General features: G+C 68.7%; 16 protein-coding genes and 4 pseudogenes. 7 read left to right on the top strand and 13 right to left on the bottom strand.

Annotation, left to right across the window (positions count from 1 at the left end):
• Positions 1–34: 34 nt before the first annotated feature.
• The gene (locus tag OG878_RS03250; protein WP_328885320.1) at positions 35–247 is read left to right on the top strand and encodes a hypothetical protein; all 213 of its coding nucleotides are present in this window, start codon (positions 35–37) and stop codon (positions 245–247) included.
• 153 nt (positions 248–400) lie between these two features.
• Positions 401–490: pseudogene (locus OG878_RS03255) on the top strand (flavodoxin family protein); the annotation flags it as partial.
• A 647-nt stretch (positions 491–1,137) separates the two neighbouring features.
• Here OG878_RS03255 and OG878_RS03265 read toward each other — a convergent pair.
• The 3 genes and pseudogenes from OG878_RS03265 to OG878_RS03275 form a co-directional block, all read right to left on the bottom strand.
• Positions 1,138–2,427, bottom strand: a complete 1,290-nt coding sequence (locus tag OG878_RS03265; RefSeq protein ID WP_328885321.1) for an amidohydrolase family protein — start codon at positions 2,425–2,427, stop codon at positions 1,138–1,140.
• A gap of 394 nt (positions 2,428–2,821) precedes the next feature.
• Positions 2,822–3,078: pseudogene (locus tag OG878_RS03270) on the bottom strand (transposase); the annotation flags it as partial.
• Positions 3,079–3,316: 238 nt separating this feature from the next.
• Complete coding sequence (locus OG878_RS03275) at positions 3,317–3,841, bottom strand: ATP-binding protein (RefSeq protein WP_328885322.1); 525 nt, start codon at positions 3,839–3,841, stop codon at positions 3,317–3,319.
• A gap of 325 nt (positions 3,842–4,166) precedes the next feature.
• Between OG878_RS03275 and OG878_RS03280 the strand changes: the two genes are divergently transcribed.
• The 3 genes from OG878_RS03280 (at position 4,167) to OG878_RS03290 (ending at position 5,867) form a co-directional block, all read left to right on the top strand.
• The gene (locus tag OG878_RS03280; RefSeq protein ID WP_328885323.1) at positions 4,167–4,379 is read left to right on the top strand and encodes a hypothetical protein; all 213 of its coding nucleotides are present in this window, start codon (positions 4,167–4,169) and stop codon (positions 4,377–4,379) included.
• A 523-nt stretch (positions 4,380–4,902) separates the two neighbouring features.
• Positions 4,903–5,040: a hypothetical protein gene (locus OG878_RS03285; RefSeq protein ID WP_328885324.1), complete on the top strand. Its 138-nt coding sequence runs from the start codon at positions 4,903–4,905 to the stop codon at positions 5,038–5,040.
• Between the two features lie 14 nt (positions 5,041–5,054).
• Positions 5,055–5,867, top strand: a complete 813-nt coding sequence (locus OG878_RS03290) for a COG4705 family protein (RefSeq protein ID WP_328885325.1) — start codon at positions 5,055–5,057, stop codon at positions 5,865–5,867.
• On the opposite strand, the gene OG878_RS03295 is transcribed toward OG878_RS03290, so the two are convergent.
• The 6 genes and pseudogenes from OG878_RS03295 to OG878_RS03320 form a co-directional block, all read right to left on the bottom strand.
• Positions 5,848–7,239, bottom strand: coding sequence for an ATP-binding protein (locus OG878_RS03295; protein WP_328885326.1), 1,392 nt, complete (start codon positions 7,237–7,239; stop codon positions 5,848–5,850). The two genes, OG878_RS03290 and OG878_RS03295, sit on opposite strands and share 20 nt — an antisense overlap.
• Before the next feature lie 17 nt (positions 7,240–7,256).
• Positions 7,257–7,927, bottom strand: a pseudogene (locus OG878_RS03300) (response regulator transcription factor).
• 500 nt (positions 7,928–8,427) lie between these two features.
• On the bottom strand, positions 8,428–9,096 hold the full coding sequence (locus OG878_RS03305) for a response regulator transcription factor (RefSeq protein WP_328885327.1): 669 nt from the start codon (positions 9,094–9,096) through the stop codon (positions 8,428–8,430).
• Positions 9,093–10,349, bottom strand: coding sequence for a sensor histidine kinase (locus OG878_RS03310; RefSeq protein ID WP_443049230.1), 1,257 nt, complete (start codon positions 10,347–10,349; stop codon positions 9,093–9,095). Before OG878_RS03310 ends, OG878_RS03305 begins: the two co-directional genes overlap by 4 nt.
• Before the next feature lie 64 nt (positions 10,350–10,413).
• On the bottom strand, positions 10,414–11,253 hold the full coding sequence (locus tag OG878_RS03315; RefSeq protein WP_328885329.1) for an ABC transporter permease: 840 nt from the start codon (positions 11,251–11,253) through the stop codon (positions 10,414–10,416).
• Positions 11,250–12,197, bottom strand: coding sequence for an ATP-binding cassette domain-containing protein (locus OG878_RS03320; protein WP_328885330.1), 948 nt, complete (start codon positions 12,195–12,197; stop codon positions 11,250–11,252). The genes OG878_RS03315 and OG878_RS03320 overlap by 4 nt, the downstream gene beginning before the upstream one ends.
• 202 nt (positions 12,198–12,399) lie before the next feature.
• On the opposite strand from OG878_RS03320, the gene OG878_RS03325 reads away from it, so the two are divergent.
• Complete coding sequence (locus OG878_RS03325) at positions 12,400–13,191, top strand: COG4705 family protein (protein ID WP_328885331.1); 792 nt, start codon at positions 12,400–12,402, stop codon at positions 13,189–13,191.
• Positions 13,192–13,213: 22 nt separating this feature from the next.
• On the opposite strand, the pseudogene OG878_RS03330 reads toward OG878_RS03325, so the two are convergent.
• Both OG878_RS03330 and OG878_RS03335 read right to left on the bottom strand, forming a co-directional pair.
• Positions 13,214–13,373 (bottom strand): annotated as a pseudogene (locus OG878_RS03330) (IS5/IS1182 family transposase); the annotation flags it as partial.
• Positions 13,374–13,538: 165 nt separating this feature from the next.
• Positions 13,539–14,177: an HD domain-containing protein gene (locus OG878_RS03335; protein WP_328885332.1), complete on the bottom strand. Its 639-nt coding sequence runs from the start codon at positions 14,175–14,177 to the stop codon at positions 13,539–13,541.
• Positions 14,178–14,314: 137 nt separating this feature from the next.
• Here OG878_RS03335 and OG878_RS03340 point away from each other — a divergent pair, with 137 nt between their 5' ends.
• Positions 14,315–15,304, top strand: a complete 990-nt coding sequence (locus OG878_RS03340) for a GlxA family transcriptional regulator (RefSeq protein ID WP_328885333.1) — start codon at positions 14,315–14,317, stop codon at positions 15,302–15,304.
• A 101-nt stretch (positions 15,305–15,405) separates the two neighbouring features.
• On the opposite strand, the gene OG878_RS03345 is transcribed toward OG878_RS03340, so the two are convergent.
• A complete protein-coding gene (locus tag OG878_RS03345) occupies positions 15,406–15,903 on the bottom strand; it encodes an HIT family protein (RefSeq protein ID WP_328885334.1) in 498 nt (165 codons plus the stop codon).
• A 142-nt stretch (positions 15,904–16,045) separates the two neighbouring features.
• Entirely contained in the window at positions 16,046–17,563 is a 1,518-nt protein-coding gene (locus tag OG878_RS03350; RefSeq protein WP_328885335.1) for a glycoside hydrolase family 43 protein, read from the bottom strand.
• Positions 17,564–17,566: the final 3 nt, after the last annotated feature.

Consider the following 17,566-nt stretch of genomic DNA (forward strand, 5'->3'; position numbering starts at 1 on the left):
TGCACGAGCAGCCGGGCGGACGCACCCTGGATGGATGATGAAAGCCCCGATAGTCGTGCATCGCTGCACCTCGTCCGGGGGCCGGGCAGTCACGATCAATGACGAGATGGCCGGCCTCGTCCACGACGACCGCGACCTGATCGAACTTCTCCGGCGGGCCGGAGTCTATGACGCCGAGCATTGCCTCGACGACCCGCACTGGATCGAATGGCGCAGCGGCCAGGCCCACCGGTACGAGGCAGCATAAGAGCGGGCACGCACCTTGCTGCCCCTCCCGTGGGGAGGGCCGAGAGCGGCAGCAAGCCCCGCCTGCTTCGCAGCACCAGGCGGGCCGGAACGGAATACCTCGGCCTGGGGGCTTCGGGGGTGACGTGTGATCAGCGGTGCACCGGAACCGGCCAAGGACGCAGGCGGCATTCCGGCGCACGGCGATCAAGGCTCGGAGTGGGATGCCGGCTGCCGTTTCGACTTCGACAACCCCGAACACCGCCGACATCTGCAGCCGGAACCGCGACCGGGGCGATCCGGCGAAATCCGCGTCGTGGTCGGTGCCCCCGGCGGGACGTGCCCGCACGCTACGCGCCATGGGCCCGGGTCTGCGACCCGTTCCGACTACTGCAGCGAGACGGTACCTGGGCGAGGATCCTCACCCAGCTCCAGGCCGAAGCCGACGCCAAGGGGCTGATCACCCGGGAGGTCAATGTGGACTCCACCGTCTGCCGGGCCCACCAGCGCGCCGCTGGAGCCAGGAAAAGCACCACACCCAAGCACTACTCTGCCTCCCCAGGCGGCGGGCCGACGTTTCCTCCGCGATGCTCCGCGACCGAACCTTCTATGGACCTCAACCCGTCGCGGCCAGGTGAGGAGTTCAGACCGAGCACCAGTCAAGCCTTGTGGATCGTGGTCGGCCGGTGGTTGTGGGGATGTCGGTCTGTTCGGTGAACTTGCCTTGGTACCGGTCCCGCATGTCGTTCGTGGTGCGGGCACCGCTGACGGATGTCAGGGAGTGCCATGGACAGCGCAGGCAGCACGCGCCGCCGCACTGCCGAACTCGGCCTTCTACGGATCAGGTCGTCGCCTCCGACGGCGCTGCCGCCAACCGCATCTGGGCGGGTCCATGAGCTACGGGACCCGCGTTCAGCGGGCCTTCCTCGGGTCGAAGTTGGACCGGCGTTCGCGCACGGCTGCCACGGCCTTGGCCACTTGGGCGTCGAAAGCGTCGAGCTGCTCAGCTTCGGCAGCGCTCGCGACGAAGGCGCGTCGATCGCAGGCCGTGCCCGCGCGCCAAATCCGCTCAATCGCGCGTGTTGCGGTGATGTCCGTCAACGGGTTACCGGACACGAGGACCAGGTCCGCACGCTGCCCGGCCGCGACACGTCCTCGGTCGGCGAGACCGAACACTCGTGCCGGCTCGGTTGTGGCAGCGGCCAGGGCCTGCGCCGGGCTGATGCCGCACCGGACAAGGAGCTCCAACTCCCGGTGCAGGCTTGCTCCGAACACGGTCCCCGGGTTCGGGGCGTCGGTGCCCGCCAGCAGAGTGACCCCTGCATCGGCCAATCGCCGCACGTTGTCCTCGGCCCGCGAGTAGGGCGGCATTCTCCGGCCACGCCATCCCGAGGCGCTCGAGGTCAACCGGCGTACCCAGGCGTCCCCGAGCGGCTCAGCGAGCCGCGGGTCACCTGCCACTGCCGCGCCACCCGCCTCACCGAGGGTGTTCTCGATGGTCGCCAGCGTCGGACCGACCACGATTCCGGCTTCGGCCATGCGTCCGACCAGAGCCTTGTCCAGCTCGGCGTCCACGGGAACGTGGGCCACCACGTCGACACCGGCGGACACAACCTCCTCGACACCGGCCACCGAACTCACATGAGCGACGACGACCAGACCGCGGGTATGCGCGGCAGTGACCAGTGCCTTGATGGTTTCGGAGTCCAGCGACGGAAATAGACCCCCGATGCCGGAGATGATCTTCAGATAGTCCGAGCCCGCTGTGATCCGTTCCTCGACGAACTGCTCGGCCTGATCAGCGGCGTTCAACGTCGGGAACGGGGCATACATGATCGCCGGGTGCCCGCCGGGCGCGGTGGCACCGACACCCGAGGAACGCACATCGGCCACGTCCGGACGGGAGCCCGCCTGCTCCTTGGCCTGCGCCACCTGGTCGGGTTTGCTGAACATGTCGAGAACGGTGGTGACGCCGAAGGTCAACGATTGGGCGAGGGCGCCGGGAACGAGGTGCACGTGCGCGTCGATCAAACCGGGAAGCACAGTCCCGCCACCCGCGTCGATCACTTCGTCGCCTTCTTGGGCGGCCGAGGCCGCCGAGCACTCGGTGATCAGCCCGTCAGCGAACCGGACCGAAGTCCAGTCCTGCGACATCGTCCCGTCGAACACCTTCGCGTTCACAATCGTTGTTGCCGCGGCCACGGCGTCCTCCCCCAAGTGATCCTGAACAACCGGGACGGTAGAGGTTCACCCGACATGGGATCCTCCCGAGGTCGTCGACCTCGCCGGCGGAAGAGCCAACCGTTACGCAGGGAGTCTACGACCCACGCTCGGTTGGACAGCTCGGCTCCTGCCGCAAGCCGCAAGTCCTCCCGGGACTGCTTCGAGCGGGATGTGAAGATCACCCGCGGGTAGGGAAGCGCGACGGTACGGCGACCGCGCCGGCTCGAGACATTGTGGTGGTTGATGCCCGGCCAGTACGAGCGTGGGGACTGTCAGGCCGCTGAGGCGGCCGATGCACTGGCGCGCAGAGTGGCGGCGGTGGGCCACCACCGGGGTCCTCGCCACCTGCGGTGCCCCAACTGACCCCGACCGACCCGAGCAGGACCAGGACGCACGAGTGCGCCTGCCCGAGGCGGACCTCGGGGTGGGCACCGTCGGCCCACACGTAGACGAAGTCGCAGTCCGACAGGTCCGGTCCTGGAAGGCGGCGTAGTCCTCACTCCACTGCCTGGTCAGCCGGGTCACGGTCGCCGGCGACAGCCCGGCGGTACCACCGAGGAACTGTTCGAGCGCGGGCACGAAGTCCCCCGACGAGAGGCCGTGCAGGCAGAGCAGCGGCAGGACCTCGGAGATGGTGTCCGTTCCGGACCACCACCGTTGATCTCGTCGATCAGGGAGCCGGACTGGTGGAGCCGTCGTCGGTGACTACGCTGAGCAGGGCGTGCATTCCCGACCCGCGCTGCAACGCGGGCCTACTCGGAGACCATCAAAGGATCATTCGGGAAGGTGCGCCCTTCGCGTGCCCTTCCAGAACCGATCCACAGGTCGCTCAACGACAATGTGGCGGCGCTCCCTGGCGGATCAGGCCTCACCCTTTGACGGCCTCGGCGACCCGCAGGGCGGCCTCGGCGGGCGTGAGGTGCGTGGTGTCGACGACCTCGGCCTCGCCGTGCAGCCACGTGCGGGCCGCCTCGGCGTAGGGCTCAAGGTATGCGAGACGGAACGGGGAGTTGGGACCCGTCACGGTGTCGCCCGCGATGCGTCCACGCAGGGTGTCCTGGTCCGCGTGGAGGACGAAGTGCCTTACCGTGATGGCATGTTGGGCCAGGCCCGTGCTGATTTCGCGCCAGTACTGCTCGACCAGGACGGTCATGGGAATCACCAGAGTGCCGCCGGTGTAGTCGAGTACGCGGCGGGCGGTCTCGACGACGAGTGGCCGCCACGGCGGCCAATGCTGGAAGTTGTCCGTCGCGGGCAGCCCCGGCCTGATGTCCATGAGTGTCTCGCCGACCTTTTCGGCGTCGAACACGCGTGAATCCGGGAGAAGCTGCTGCACGAGTGCACTGGTCGTCGTCTTGCCTGCGCCGTGGGTGCCGTTGAGCCATACGATCATGGGACCGAAACTAGCGGTGTACAGCCCGCAGCCGTCGACTGTCACGTCACAGAACAGGCACAGCCGGGCATGGCCGAAGATATGACGTCGGGTTGATACAACGCCCGTGTGCAGCGGTGTGAGACCAGAGAAGAGCACAGGCCACAGCACTGCTGTATGAATCCTGGCGCGAGAACCTTCACGGGGCGGACCGGCCGCCAGCCACGGAGAACCGGCAGGGCGGGGCAGCCGGGCCACCACCCGTGCACCGATCCTCACGCCGGACCGGGCAGCACATCTGGGTCGCCCGGGTGCGCCCGCCGACCCCACCAGTCAGCCTGTACCCATGACAGCAGCCCCGATCGTCGTCCATGCGCCCACGCCGTCCGGCGGCCGGCCGGTCACCATCAACGGACAGAGCGCCGGACTCGCCCACGACGACCGCGACCTCATCGAGTTCCTCCGGCGGGCCGGGATCGACGACGCCGCGAGCTGCCTCGACGAACCGCACTGGATCGAATGGCGCGGCGGCCAGGCCCACGTGTACGAGGCGGCATAGGAGCGGACACACCCCGACCCTCCCGTGGGGAGGGCCGGGAGGGGCGGCAAGCCCCGCCCGCTTCGTCATACACGGCGGGGCCCGAACGGGATGCCGCAGCCTGGGGGGCTCCGGTGATCCTGCGTGATGAACGATGCACCCGAAACCGGCCACAGGGATAGATGTGTGACCGGAAACATTTGGTCAGCCCGCGCTCCTGCTCTTCCAGCGCCCTTGCGGTGTCGGCTGTCGGCACGGTCGTTGAGCGCCTCGATGGCCGCGTCCCGGATCGTCCGCTTCAGCACTCCGTCGGTGTTCTCGTGGATCTCGCCCAAGATGCGGTCCTGCTTTCCGAGCCGCATCATCAAAGCCGCAGCGCCGAGCACCGGACCGATCAGCGCTATGAGAACGTCGAGGGGGCGCCGACGGTGATCGCGGCGCCCTGCGGGAAGCGGCCGATAAGGGCGCGTAGCAGCGTGGTCCTGCCTGATCCCGGAGGCGCCGCTCGATGCTTCCCGTCCGGTCGTCGACTTGTGATCGCCACATGCCCAAGGCCATCGACGACGGACAGCGCTACCCGGGCACCGCCCACGTCGACCCCTGCCAGTCCCACCGCGCCGACCCCGACGTCCCCGTCCAGGAGACCTTCGGAGCGGTCAGGAAAAGTTCAGGCCGGCCCTGACAGCGTGCCGTTCCATGACAACCGACACGTATGCGTCCGGTCGGCACTCCGGGCAGCGGCAGATGCTGAACAAGGTCCCGGAAGTGACGCTTTACTTCTGGGTGATCAAGGTGTTGTGCACCACCGTCGGGGAGACCGCGGCAGATCTGCTCAATGACAACCTGGGATTGGGGCTGACCAACACCTCGTACCTGATGAGCACGCTGCTGGTGGTGACGCTGGTCTTCCAGTTCAGGGCACGTGTCTACGTGCCGAGCCTGTACTGGCTGTCCGTCGTCCTGATCAGCGTGGTCGGCACGCTGATCAGTGACAATCTGACCGACAACCTCGGAGTTCCGCTGGAGACCACGACGGCGGTCTTCGGCGTGGCCCTCGCCGTCACGTTCATCGCGTGGTACGCGAGTGAGCGGACCCTGTCGATCCACTCCATCCGGAGCACGCGCCGGGAGGGGTTCTACTGGCTGGCAATCCTGTTCACGTTCGCGCTGGGCACGGCGGCAGGGGACCTCACCGCTGAGAAGCTGGACCTGGGCTACTGGCCCTCGGCGATGGTATTCGCGACGTTGATCGCCGCCGTCGCTGTCGCGCACCGCACGCTGGACCTCAACGCTGTGTGGTCCTTCTGGATCGCATACATCCTGACCCGGCCGCTCGGCGCCTCGCTGGGCGACTACCTGTCGCAGCCGGTGGCGGACGGCGGACTGGGGCTGGGCACGGTGGGGACCAGTGCGCTGTTCCTGGTGGTCATCCTCGGGCTCGTCGTCTTCCTCACTCGAACCCGGCGCGATGTGACGGAGGAGGCTGCCGTCAGCCCGCAGGAAGGGTGACCTCGAAGCGGGCGCCGGGCGCTGCGGTGTCCAGCTCAATGTCGCCGCCCGCGGCGCGGGCCAGGCGGCGGGCCAGGGCCAAGCCCAGGCCCGCGCCGTCGTGCCCGTCCCGGGGGTGGGCGCGGCGGCCCGGTTCGAAGAGCGAGGCGGCGAACGCCTCGGGTACGCCGGGTCCGTCATCGGCGACGTACACCGTGACCCCGCTGTCGCGCGGGACGCACCCGATGGTGATCGACCGGGCGGCGTAGCGGCGGGCGTTGTCCAGCAGCGGTATCAGGATGCGTTCGGCGACCTCCTGCGAGACGCCGATGTCGACGCCAGGGCTCGTACCGCCGGCAAGAGTTCCATCCGTCACAACTGTCACCGCCGGGGCCCGGCCGGCGTCCTGCGCGGCACTGAGCCGAGCGAGGTGGTATCCGAGTTCCGGAAAGCGGCAGCGACCGGGCGTCTGCGTGTTGCGGGTCCTGACCTCGGAGAGCAGCGATTCGCATATCTGCTGCATCCCGGCAGCGGCGCCCGCGATGGTCTCCAGTGAATCAGCCGTTTGCTGCTCGCTGCGCGGCCGGGCGATGAGCCAGTCCGTCTCGGCGGTGATCCTGGACAGTGGGGTGCGCAGCTCGTGGGAGAGCTCGGCGGCCTGCTGCTGTTCGTGGCGCAGCACCGCGGCCAGTCGGTCGAGGAGGGCGTCGAGGCTGGTGGCGAACGCGGCGAGTTCAGTGGGCCTGCCCTCGGAGCCGAAGCGTTCGGGTGCGCCCGCCGCGCTCCACCGCGTGGCCTGTTCGCTCATCGCGGCTACGGGGCGCAGCGCCCGTCGGACCGCGAGACGGGTCAGCAAGTAGAACGTCGCCAGCAGCAGCACAGCCAGGGCAATGGAGCCGACCAGCGCGGTCTCAGCGGTGTTGCGGTACGGATCGAGGCTCACGGCGCTCACCACGGTGCCGGCCTGCGTGGGTGCGTGGCCACGGACGGCCGGGGCGTCGAGGGGGAAGGAGTACAGCCGCCAGGGATCGGGTCCCTGGGCGTCGGCGAACGCCTCACGGCTGCCCGCCAGTTGTTGCGCCTGCCCATCGAGAGCGGCCGGTGCACCCGGGGGCTTCTCGACCATCCGAGCACCCTGGAAGATCCACACTCCGGCGTCGAGGGCGCCGTCCTCGGTGGGCTCACGGACAACGAGCCGGCCATCGGGGCGCACGTCCACCGTCGCCGCTACGGCCTCGGTCCGGGTGCGCAAGACGTCGGCGGCTTGTTCGTGCAGCCGCTGGTCCAGGGCCAGGTTGAACACGGTGGTCAGGACTGCGATCCACAGCGCGCTGGTGGCGAGGGCCATCAGGGCGAGGCGTCCGCGCAGGGTACGGGGTGTACGGAGAGCCAAGGGAGTACGGTCGGCCATCATCCGAAGCGGTAACCGACGCCGCGAACCGTGCTGATGGTTTGCGGGCCGTCCGCCTCGCGCAGCTTGCGCCGCAGCCGGGTCAGGTACTGATCCAGGGTGTTGTCGCTGACCTGGGCCCCCTCCGGCCAGGCAGCCCGCAGCAGCGCGCGGCGCCGCACCACTCTCCGGGGGCGGACATCAGGCGGGCCAGCAGCCGGAACTCGGTGGGCGTGAGCGCGATGGGCCGTCCCTGCACGGTCAATTCGTGGCGCACAGGGTCCAGCCGCACCGTGTCGGCGCTGTCGGCGAGGGCGTTGGTGTGGCCGGTGCGGTGCAGCACCGCGCGTACACGGGCGGCAAGCTCGCTCAGGTGGAAGGGCTTGACGAGATAGTCGTCGCCGCCGGACGCGAAGCCCGAGAGCCGGTCGGTGAGGTTGCCGTGTGCGGTCAGGAAGATCACCGGTACGGCGATGCCCGCTCCGCGCATTGCCTGGCACACGTCGCGCCCGTCCGAGTCCGGCAGCCCGATGTCGAGGACGACCGCGTGGACAGTCCCGTCGGCGGCCTTGAGGGCGGCGGCGCCGTCAGCGGCGGTCACGACATCGAAGTCCTCGTCGCGCAAGCCCCGGGCCAGGACATCGCGCAGGCCGGGGTCGTCCTCGACGACGAGAATGCGGGCAGCGTTCATCGGCCCAGTATGAACCGGTTCGCGGGCCCGCCCCGGTGTGTGCGACGAGGCGGACGGCGGTGCTCAGGTTGTGTTCAGGCGGCGGTAGCGATCATTGAAGGGTGCCGAGGAGCGAAACAGCGTATGCGTGCAACCCGTCCTTGCCTGTCGCGGTGGCGTGACAGCGAGAGCAGCAGCGAGGCCGCGTGCAGGGTCAGGCCGATGCGGGGCAGCGTGGGCGGATGCCGTGACCACAGGCCCGTGCCGGGCAGCAGCAGGGCGGCGAGGTACGGGACCACGACAGCCCTACCGAGCCGTCGCCGCAGCCAGTCCGCCGCGCGCTCGGTGTGCGTGGCAGCATGCTCCTCCTGTGGGGCCGGCGGGGCAGGTGATGCCACGCGACAGTCAGGATGCGTTCGGGTGCCCGGTCGCACGGTCAGGCCTCTATGGCCCGTGGGGTGTCCGAGACAGCGAGATTCCAGAACCCCGCCGATGTCGCCCCGGGGTTCTCGACTGCACACTCACCCGGCACCGGGGCCGGCGAGCCCGAGGTCATAAGCGAGGATCACGGCCTGGATGCGGTCGCGGGCGCCGATCTTGGCCAGGACACGGCCCACGTGTGTCTTGACGGTGGACTCGGACACGACGAAGCGGGTGGCGATCTCACCGTTGGTCCAGCCTTTGCCGATGGCGACGAGGATCTCGCGTTCGCGTTCGGTGAGGGCATCCAGTCTCGGGTCCTCCTCGGAATCGCTCCGGCGAGCAGGCACGTGCTGGGCGTACTCGTCCAGGAGACGGCGGGTGAGAGCCGGTGCGATGACGGCGTCGCCGGCGGCGACGGCGCGGATGCCGGCGAGGAGTTCCTCGGGGCGCGCGTCCTTGAGGAGGAAGCCGCTGGCTCCGGCCCGTAGCGCGGCGTGGACATATTCGTCGAGGTCGAAAGTGGTCAGCACGAGAACGCTGGAGCGGCCGCCGGCGGCGGTGATCCGGCGGGTGGCCTCGATGCCGTCCATACCGGGCATGCGTACGTCCATCAGGACGACGTCGGGACGCAGCTCGGCGGCCATGCGGACGGCCTCGGCTCCGTGCGTGGCCTCACCGACCACCTCCGTCTCGGGGATGGAGTCGAGCAGCACCCGAAAGCCGTAGCGCTGGAGCGGCTGGTCGTCCACGATGAGCACCGTGGTCACGTGGCACCGGCCCGGGGTGTCATGTCGAGGGTGGCCTCCACGGCCCATCCCCCGCCGGCCGCCGGTCCGGCGCTGACGTTCCCTCCGTAGAGCGCCGCTCGTTCTCGCATGCCCACCAGTCCGTGTCCTTCCTCGTTCGGTGCTCCGGGGCACTCCACCGGGCCGTCGTCCCGGACCCGGATGACCAGCCGGACGTCCTCGACGGCCACCGACAGTTTCACCTGCGTGCCGGCCCCGGCGTGCTTCAGGCTGTTCGTGAGGGCTTCCTGAACGATGCGGTAGACCGTCAACTGCATCCCGCCGTCCAGGGCACCCAGGTCGCCGGCGGTCCGGTAGACGATGTCCAGGCCGGCGGTGCGCACACCGGCACACAGCGCCTCGATGTCCATGAGGACGGGCTGCGGACTCAGTTCAGGCGTGACGGGAGGGCCGTCCGACGCCTCCCGCAGCACGCCGAGCACGCGTCGCAGTTCACCGAGGGCAGTCCGGCCTGTGTCGCCGATGAGCTGCAGGGCCTCTTTGCCGCGCTCGGGAGTCGCATCCGTGGCATACACGCCGGCGTCGGCGAGGGTGATCATGACGGCCAGGTTGTGGCCGACGATGTCGTGCATCTCGCGGGCCACCCGTGTCCGCTCGGTGGCGACCGCGAGCCTGCTGCGCTGGTCACGTTCGATCTCCAGGCGGGCCGCCCGCTCCCGCAGCCCCTCGAGCTGGGCCCGGCGGGTCCGTACCATCAGGCCGAGCGCCAGGGCCGCGGTCGCGGTGCTCAGCAGGAAAAACAGCGCGTCCCACACGGACACCGCCGCCGACGCGCGGACCGCGACCAGCACCATCCCCGCCGCCATGATCCCGCAGGCCCACGGCAACTGCCGCAGCCGCCCGTGCAGGGCGAGGCTGTACAGGGCGATGAACAGGGCGACGTCCGCGCGCAGCGCGGCTCCCAGCGACCACTGAAGAACGAACACGGCCGCGATGGTGCCGAAGGCCGCCATGGGCCTGCGCCGACGCCATAGCAGCGGCAGCACCAGACCGGCCTGCAGGAGCAGCATGCCCGCCGGGGGCAGCCGGGTGAAGGCAAGTCGGAACCGGCGTGGACCGTCGCCGTACCCGGCGCCACCGTGCAACAGGTCCGGCAGGCAGAACATGAGGAGGACCAGCACCACCACCGCGGTGTCCAGCACCCACGGATGTGCCCGGTCCGCCTTCCGCAGCCGCTGGCCGCCCCGGGAAAGCCGGGCGACCAGCGGCCCCATCCCGCCGGCTTCGTCCGCGGACGTGGTCGTCGTCAAGGAGGTCACCTGCCCATGGTGCATGCGATCACACGTCGCTGCGCACAAGCCGGTACGCCGCCCCCACCAGGGCGAGTGCCGTCCAGCCGAGGAAGACCAGCAGCCCGGCCGTGGGCGACAGGGCCGTGCTGTCGTGGGTCAGGGCGAACATCGACGCGCCCGCATTGCTCGGCAGGTAGGGACTGATGTCGTCCTGCCAGGAGCTGGGGAGCAGCGAGACGAGCCCCGGGATCAGCATGAGGGCGGCGACCAGCACCGAGATGCCGCCGGCCACCGACCGCAGCAGCGCGCCCAGGGCGGTGCCGATCACGCCGACCAGGCCGAGGTAGAGCCCGGCGCCCAGCAGGCTTCGTACGACTCCCGAGTCCGTCAGGGCCATCGCGGCGGGGGTGCCGGAGACGATGCCGCTGCCGAACAGGAAGGCGACGAACGCGCCGAGGGTGCCGACCACCAGCGCGACCAGTCCGAACACGGCCGCTTTGGACCACAGGACCGGCAGTCGGCGCGGTACTGCCGCCAGCGTCGAGCGGATCATGCCGGTGGAGTACTCCCCCGCCGTGACCAGCACGCCGAGCACGCCGAGGGCGAGCTGGGCGAAGTTGGTGCCGAAGAGGGACAGGCTCACGGCCGTGGAGTCGGCGAAGTCCCGGTCCAGGTGACCGGAGCCGATGCCGGACTTGTAGCGGCTCGCGGCGATCAGCCCGAAGGCGACGAGGAAGAGCAGGCCGAGGCTCAGGGTGATCCACGTCGAGCGCAGCGACCACAGCTTGGCCCACTCCGAGGACAGCACACGCCGTCCGGTCACCCGATAGGCGGGGCGGGCGGGGCCGGGCGAGGGCGCCTCGACGGGCGCGGTGAGGGTACTCATGCCGCCCTCCCGTCGGCCGCACGGAAGTCGATGCCGGTCGTGGAGCCGTGGTACTCCACGGCATCCCTGGTCAGGTTCATGAACGCCTCCTCCAACGACACCGTCCGCGCACTCAGTTCGAAGAGCGCGATCCCGTGCTCGGCCGCCTTCAAACCGATCTCGCGGGCGGTCAGCCCGGTCACCTGAAGTTCCTCGGAGCCGGCGCGGCCCGTGGCGTCGACACCGGGACCGGCCAGTACGTCCCGCAGCCTCGCCGGCTCCTGCGTGGCCACCTTCACCATGTCGCCGCCCGCCTCGCGGACGAGGTCCCGCACGGTCGTGTCGGCCAGCAGCCGGCCACGGCCCACAACGATGAGATGGTCCGCCACCAGCGCCATCTCGCTCATCAGATGGGACGAAACGAACACGGTCCGGCCCTCCTCAGCGAGCGCCTTGAGCAGGTTCCGGATCCAGAGCACGCCTTCCGGGTCGAGCCCGTTGACCGGCTCGTCCAGCATCACCGTCTGCGGATCGCCCAGAAGTGCCGCCGCGATGCCGAGCCGCTGGCCCATCCCGAGGGAGAAGGCGCCCGCCCGATTCTTCGCCACACTCCCCAGTCCCGCGAGGTCGATGACCTCGTCGACCCGGCGACGGGGAATCCCATGCGTCAGCGCGAGCGCCTTCAAGTGGTTGTGGGCCGAGCGGCCCGGGTGAATCGATTTCGCCTCCAGGAGGGCCCCGACCTCCTGAAGCGGCGCCTCGTGCCGGGCGTAGTGGCGGCCGTTGACCTTGACGGAGCCGCTCGACGGGGCATCGAGCCCGACGATCATCCGCATGGTCGTCGACTTCCCGGCGCCGTTGGGCCCCAGGAAACCGGTCACCATCCCCGGCCTGACGGCGAAGTCCAGCCCGTCGACGGCAGTCTTCTCCCCGTACCTCTTGGTCAGCTGCTGTGCGTCGATCATGCGCGCCTCTTCCTGTCGGAGACCGGCGCCCGTCCGTCGCCCCTGACGCCTCACCGGCAACGCTAGGGACCAAAACGCCCCGATCCGGTGGTACCGGGGACTGATCCGCGCCCATCGGGTGGTACCCCGGTACTACGTGGTGCCGCTGCGGCGCGCATGCTGTTCAGGTCGTGTTCAGGCACGGCGTGCCATCGTGCGGATCATGAGCACAGAGCGCGTCCTCGACGGCCGGCCCCTCGTCCCCGTACGCCGGACGGCGAACAAGGTGCCGGAGGTGACCGTCTACTTCTGGATCATCAAGGTGCTGACCACCGGTATGGGCGAGACGGCGTCGGACCTCCTGGCCCGGCTGCTCGGCCCGATGCCGGCGGTCGCGCTCGGCGGCCTCGCCCTGACGGTCGCCCTCGCCGTGCAGTTCGCTCTCCGCCGGTACGTCGCCTGGGCCTACTGGACCGCCGTCGTCATGGTCAGCGTGTTCGGCACCATGGCAGCCGACGTCCTGCACGTCGGCCTCGGCGTACCGTACGCCGTGTCGACGCCGGCCTTCCTCGTCGTACTGGCCGCGGTCTTCGTCCTCTGGTACGCGAGCGAGCGGACCCTCTCCATCCACAGCATCCGCACCCGCCGTCGCGAGACGTTCTACTGGGCGGCCGTCCTCGCCACCTTCGCCCTGGGCACAGCCGCAGGCGACTTCACCGCCACCGTCGGCTTCGGCTACCTGGGCTCGGTCGCCCTTTTCGCCGCCGCCATCTGCATGCCCACCCTGACCCACCGCTTCGGCACCCTGAACGCAGTGACCGCCTTCTGGACCGCGTACGTCATCACCCGCCCCCTCGGCGCCTCTCTCGCCGACTGGATGGCACTCGGGCATGCCCGCGGCGGCCTCGGCTTCGGGCTGGCGCCGGTCACCCTCGCGTGGACGGCCGCGATCGTCGGATGCGTCGGCTACCTGGCCATGTCACAGCGCGACACGCACGCCCGCGCCGCAGGCTGAGGGTCGGAACGCGCCCCGGTGCGTGGCCGCTGCGCAGATGGGCCAAGTCGAGCAGGGCCTGTCCGCGGACGCTGAGGCGCCGCCCTCGGGTGCCGAGGTCCCGGCGGTGCTGGCGCAGCCGAGCGGCGAGGAAGCACAGGGGCAGAGCTGGACAGGTCCAGCCCAGACGGGTGGACAAGCACACGAAGCCTCTGGTGGAGACGGATTTCTTGGTCGAAAACCCGTCTACCAGTGGCTTCGCGCGTCTGTCAGCCCAACCGCCCAGCCCGCCCGGCAGGTTGGAAAACGCTCACTACTTCGAATCCGGTCAGGAGCATCCAGTCACGTTGCCTCTGGCGGCTCTCGGCTCAGCTCGGCCATGGCGCACCGATGATGCGTTCGACCGTGGTTGTGCGATGGAAGCCGGGAACAAAGTGCTCCAGCACGTCCGCATTCACGGTTCCGTTCGTGGTCTCCGGGCGGCTCTTGAGTCCGTCGACGAAGGCCTGCAGGAACTCGTTCTTGAAGTCGCCCCGCGGATGGATGGCCGTGATCTCTTCCACCTGGGCTTGATCCAGTTCGTCCAGACCCAGGCCGAGCACGTCGGTCAGAACGCCGAAATTCGTGATGGCGATCTCCGGGCCCATCCGGCCGGGAATTCCCGGCGTCGTGTGCAGCGCGATAGCCGTCCAGACCACGTCGGCGGCGGTGGCCGGGAAACCGTGGTCGAGCATGAACTTGCGCGCATGGTCGGCTCCGTCGACCTCGAAGCGCTGCTCTGCATCGGAAAAGGGCGTCAACAGGCCAGTGTCGTGGAACATGGCGGACAGGTAGAGCAGCTCCGGATCGGGCTCCAGGCCGAGCCTGCGAGCATGAATGGTGCCGAATACGAAAACGCGCCGGGAGTGATGGTAGATGAGGGGGCTGGTCATCTTCTGAATGAGGCTGGTGGCTTCGGCGACCGCCGCTGTTTCAGGAATGTCCACCCCTGCAATGATCTCGGTCATGACCTCTCCGCTCTCTGGTATCGGTGTGCTAAGAATGAACGGTGCGTCCGTCTTCCACACTGCCGACCAGCGGGCCCTCGACGCCACCTCGGACCCGCCATGAGTCACCCGAATCAGGACAGGCGGGAAACGGGCGTGTGAGCTCCGCCACGCACCGGGTCGTGATCCTTGTCTACGACGGGGTCACGCTGCTGGACGTCGCCGGCCCCGCGGAGGTGTTCGCGGAAGCGAACCGGTCGGGTGCCAACTACCAGATCGTGCTGGCGTCACCGACCGGCGCCGACATCACCTCGTCCATCGGGATCCGGATCGCGGTCGACGCCGCCGCCTCGCAGTCTGCTCCTGACACATTCCTGGTGGCCGGCGCAGACCTCTACCCGCGCAGCCCCGTCGCCCGTGATCTGGTCGAGGCCACCCGGACGCTGGCGCTCCGGGCCGACCGGGTTGCGTCCATCTGCACCGGAGCATTCGTCCTCGGCGCCGCTGGTCTCCTGGACGGCAAACGTGCGACCACGCACTGGAAGGTCGCGCAAGAACTCGCCGCCCGGTGCCGGACCAGCCGCGTCGAACCCGATGCGATATTCGTTCGTGACGGCACCACGTACACCTCGGCGGGCGTGACAGCCGGCATCGACCTGGCACTGGCACTCGTCGAGGAGGATCACGGCCCTGATCTGACCCGCGATGTCGCCCGCGCCCTGGTGGTCTATTTGCAGCGTTCAGGCGGCCAGTCACAGTTCTCCGCCCCCTTGCAGGGACCGCCACCCCGATCCCCGGCCATCCGCAGGATCACCGACCTGGTGGCTGCTGATCCGGCAGGAAATCACTCAGTCGGCGAGCTCGCCAAGCACCTGAATGTGAGCTCTCGGCATCTCGCACGGCTCTTTCACGACGAACTGTCCACCACCCCGGCCCGGTACGTGGAGATGATCCGGTTCGACATGGCAAAAACTCTGCTCGACCAAGGGCACACCGCAACGCAGGTGGCATCCCTTGCCGGATTCCCGAGTTACGAGAGTATGCGGAGAGTTTTCGTGAGGAAAATGTCGATCAGCCCCGCCGCTTATCAGCGCCGCTTCAGCACAGCGCATCGCACAACACGGGGCAGTAGTAAGACGGTGTCCTAAGACGTCATTTCGTCTGGTGAGTCCGCGGTAGCAGATCAGGGCGCAGGCGATGCTGGTGAAGGCGCGGAGTGCTCGACTTCACGCTCGTAGCGCCGGTGTTGTCACCCCTCGGTCAGCGCTGCGCGCAGGCATTCCCCCATAGCGGCAGTCTCCTCATCCGTGAGATTCAGCATTCCGTTCTCGGTCATCAAAGCGTGGAACTGCTGCTGCCTGTACGGCGTACCCGCGGGCAAACCGGCAATATGCCAGTGAAGATGCGCGTTTCCCTGCTGACTGCCCAAGGACAGCAGGTAGGTACGCTCAGGCTTCACCACCGTCTCCACGGCCAGTGCCACCTTCCGGACGACCGCCATCAGTCGTAGGTATTCAGCCTCGTCCAGGTCACGGACAGCATGCTCGATGTGCGCCTTCGGAGCCACGAGCACCTTCCCGGGCACCGTCGGATACCGATCGAGGAAGGCAACGTGCCATTCGTCCTCATACACCGTGACATGCTGAGAACCCGTAGCACCCGCCACGAAAGCGCACACGAAGCACGGGCCGCTGCGCACTCTGGCCTCATAAGCCTCAAGGTCCATGGGCTGCCGCTCCGGTGACATGCTCCCCCTCTTCCTGCGCAGGGAGTGCTTCTCCCTGACGACGTGACAGCGTCTTCTTCCGCTGAGTCGAGATGAACCGCTCCCGTTCCGAGAGCTGCGCCAGAACAGGAGCGGTTCATGGTCGGCTGCGTTGCGGCATGCCTCAACGATCGAGCGACTCGTAGTCACACCAGTCGAAGTGAACGGACCCTGACGACGCGAACATTCCGATGACCCGCCCGGTGAAACCGCCGGCGACCTCCGTGGACAGGTATCGACCGTCCAGCGAGGTGAGTCCGGCGTATGTGCCGTCCGGTTCCTCGATGCCGATCGTGACGGTGTCGGGTCCGGTTCGTGCATCGTTCACCGCCTCTACGGCGGCCACCTCGATGCGGAGAACCACAGGTCCGGGGGGTATCGGCCGGGACGCCACGACTGTGCTCAACGGACCGATACGGGCGCGCACTTGCACCTCGCCGGACGAGGCCTCGATGTCGTAGTGGTGCCGCTCGTCAAGGCGTACGGTCAGGCCACCGCGTCCTTCCTCCACGTCGGCCAAGGCACGTACCCGGCAGGACAGATGCTGCTGCCGTCGGCCGACGAACGTCACGTCGGCGTCGTCGAGTGATCCACCGCGAGCGTGCAGGGTCAGCCAGCCGGGCCGTTCCTTTGTCGTGCAGTCCTCCGTGGAGCGGTGACGCAGCGAGATCCAGCACGGGGCCAACTCGCTGATGTCGAAGTCGTCGAGGCCCGGCACGACGCCATGGGGCTGTAGTGGCCATGGGGGCGCGGGCACGACGGACGACAGTTCACCGACGACCGGCCAGCCGTCGGCCCACTCGACCGGTACCAGAAATGTTTCCCGGCCCAGTACGTGCCAGCCGGGCGTTCCACCGCCCGGCCGCACGCCGAGCAGCACCATCCACCACGTACCGTCAGGTGCCTGGACCAGGTCCGCATGGCCCGTGTTCTGGATGGGGTGATCGGTGCCGCGGTGGGTCAGGATCGGGTTGTCCGGGCACGGCTCGAACGGGCCCGTGGGCGTGCGGCTACGGGCGATCGAGACTCCGTGGCACCTCTCGGTGCCACCCTCCGCGATGAGCAGGTACCAGAAGTCGCCGATCCGGTACAGGTGCGGCGCTTCCGGGGCCTTGGCGCCGGGGGCGCCGGACCAGAGCCGGCGTGGCGGACCGAACGTCTCCCCTGTGTGGGGATCGATGCGGACCTGTCCGACTCCGGCATAGGTGCACCAGCAGTTGCCGTCGTCGTCCCAGGCGAGATCCGGGTCGATACCGTGCACCCCGGGCAGGCGAATCGGATCCGACCAGGGACCGGCCGGGTCGGTGGCAGTGAACAGCAGATTGCCGTCGCCGCTCACGTTCGTGACGATCAACCAGAACCGGCCGTCGTGGTGTCGGAGTGTGGGCGCGTAGATACCACCCGAGGAAGGCGAGTCAGGTGGCAGGCGCAGTTGGCTCGGGCGGTCAAGTGCATTGCCGACCTGGGTCCAGTGCACCAGGTCACGGCTGTGGAAGATGGGTACTCCGGGGAAGTATTCGAAGCTGGAGCACGCGACGTAGTAGTCCGCGCCCGCCCGGCAGATCGACGGATCCGGATGAAAGCCGGGGATGACAGGGTTGCGTACGGTGTTGCCTGTCCTGGGCACGCTCGACACCCTCATCGA

Origin of the sequence: Streptomyces sp. NBC_00316, assembly GCF_036158715.1 — a bacterium.
Classification (GTDB): domain Bacteria; phylum Actinomycetota; class Actinomycetes; order Streptomycetales; family Streptomycetaceae; genus Streptomyces.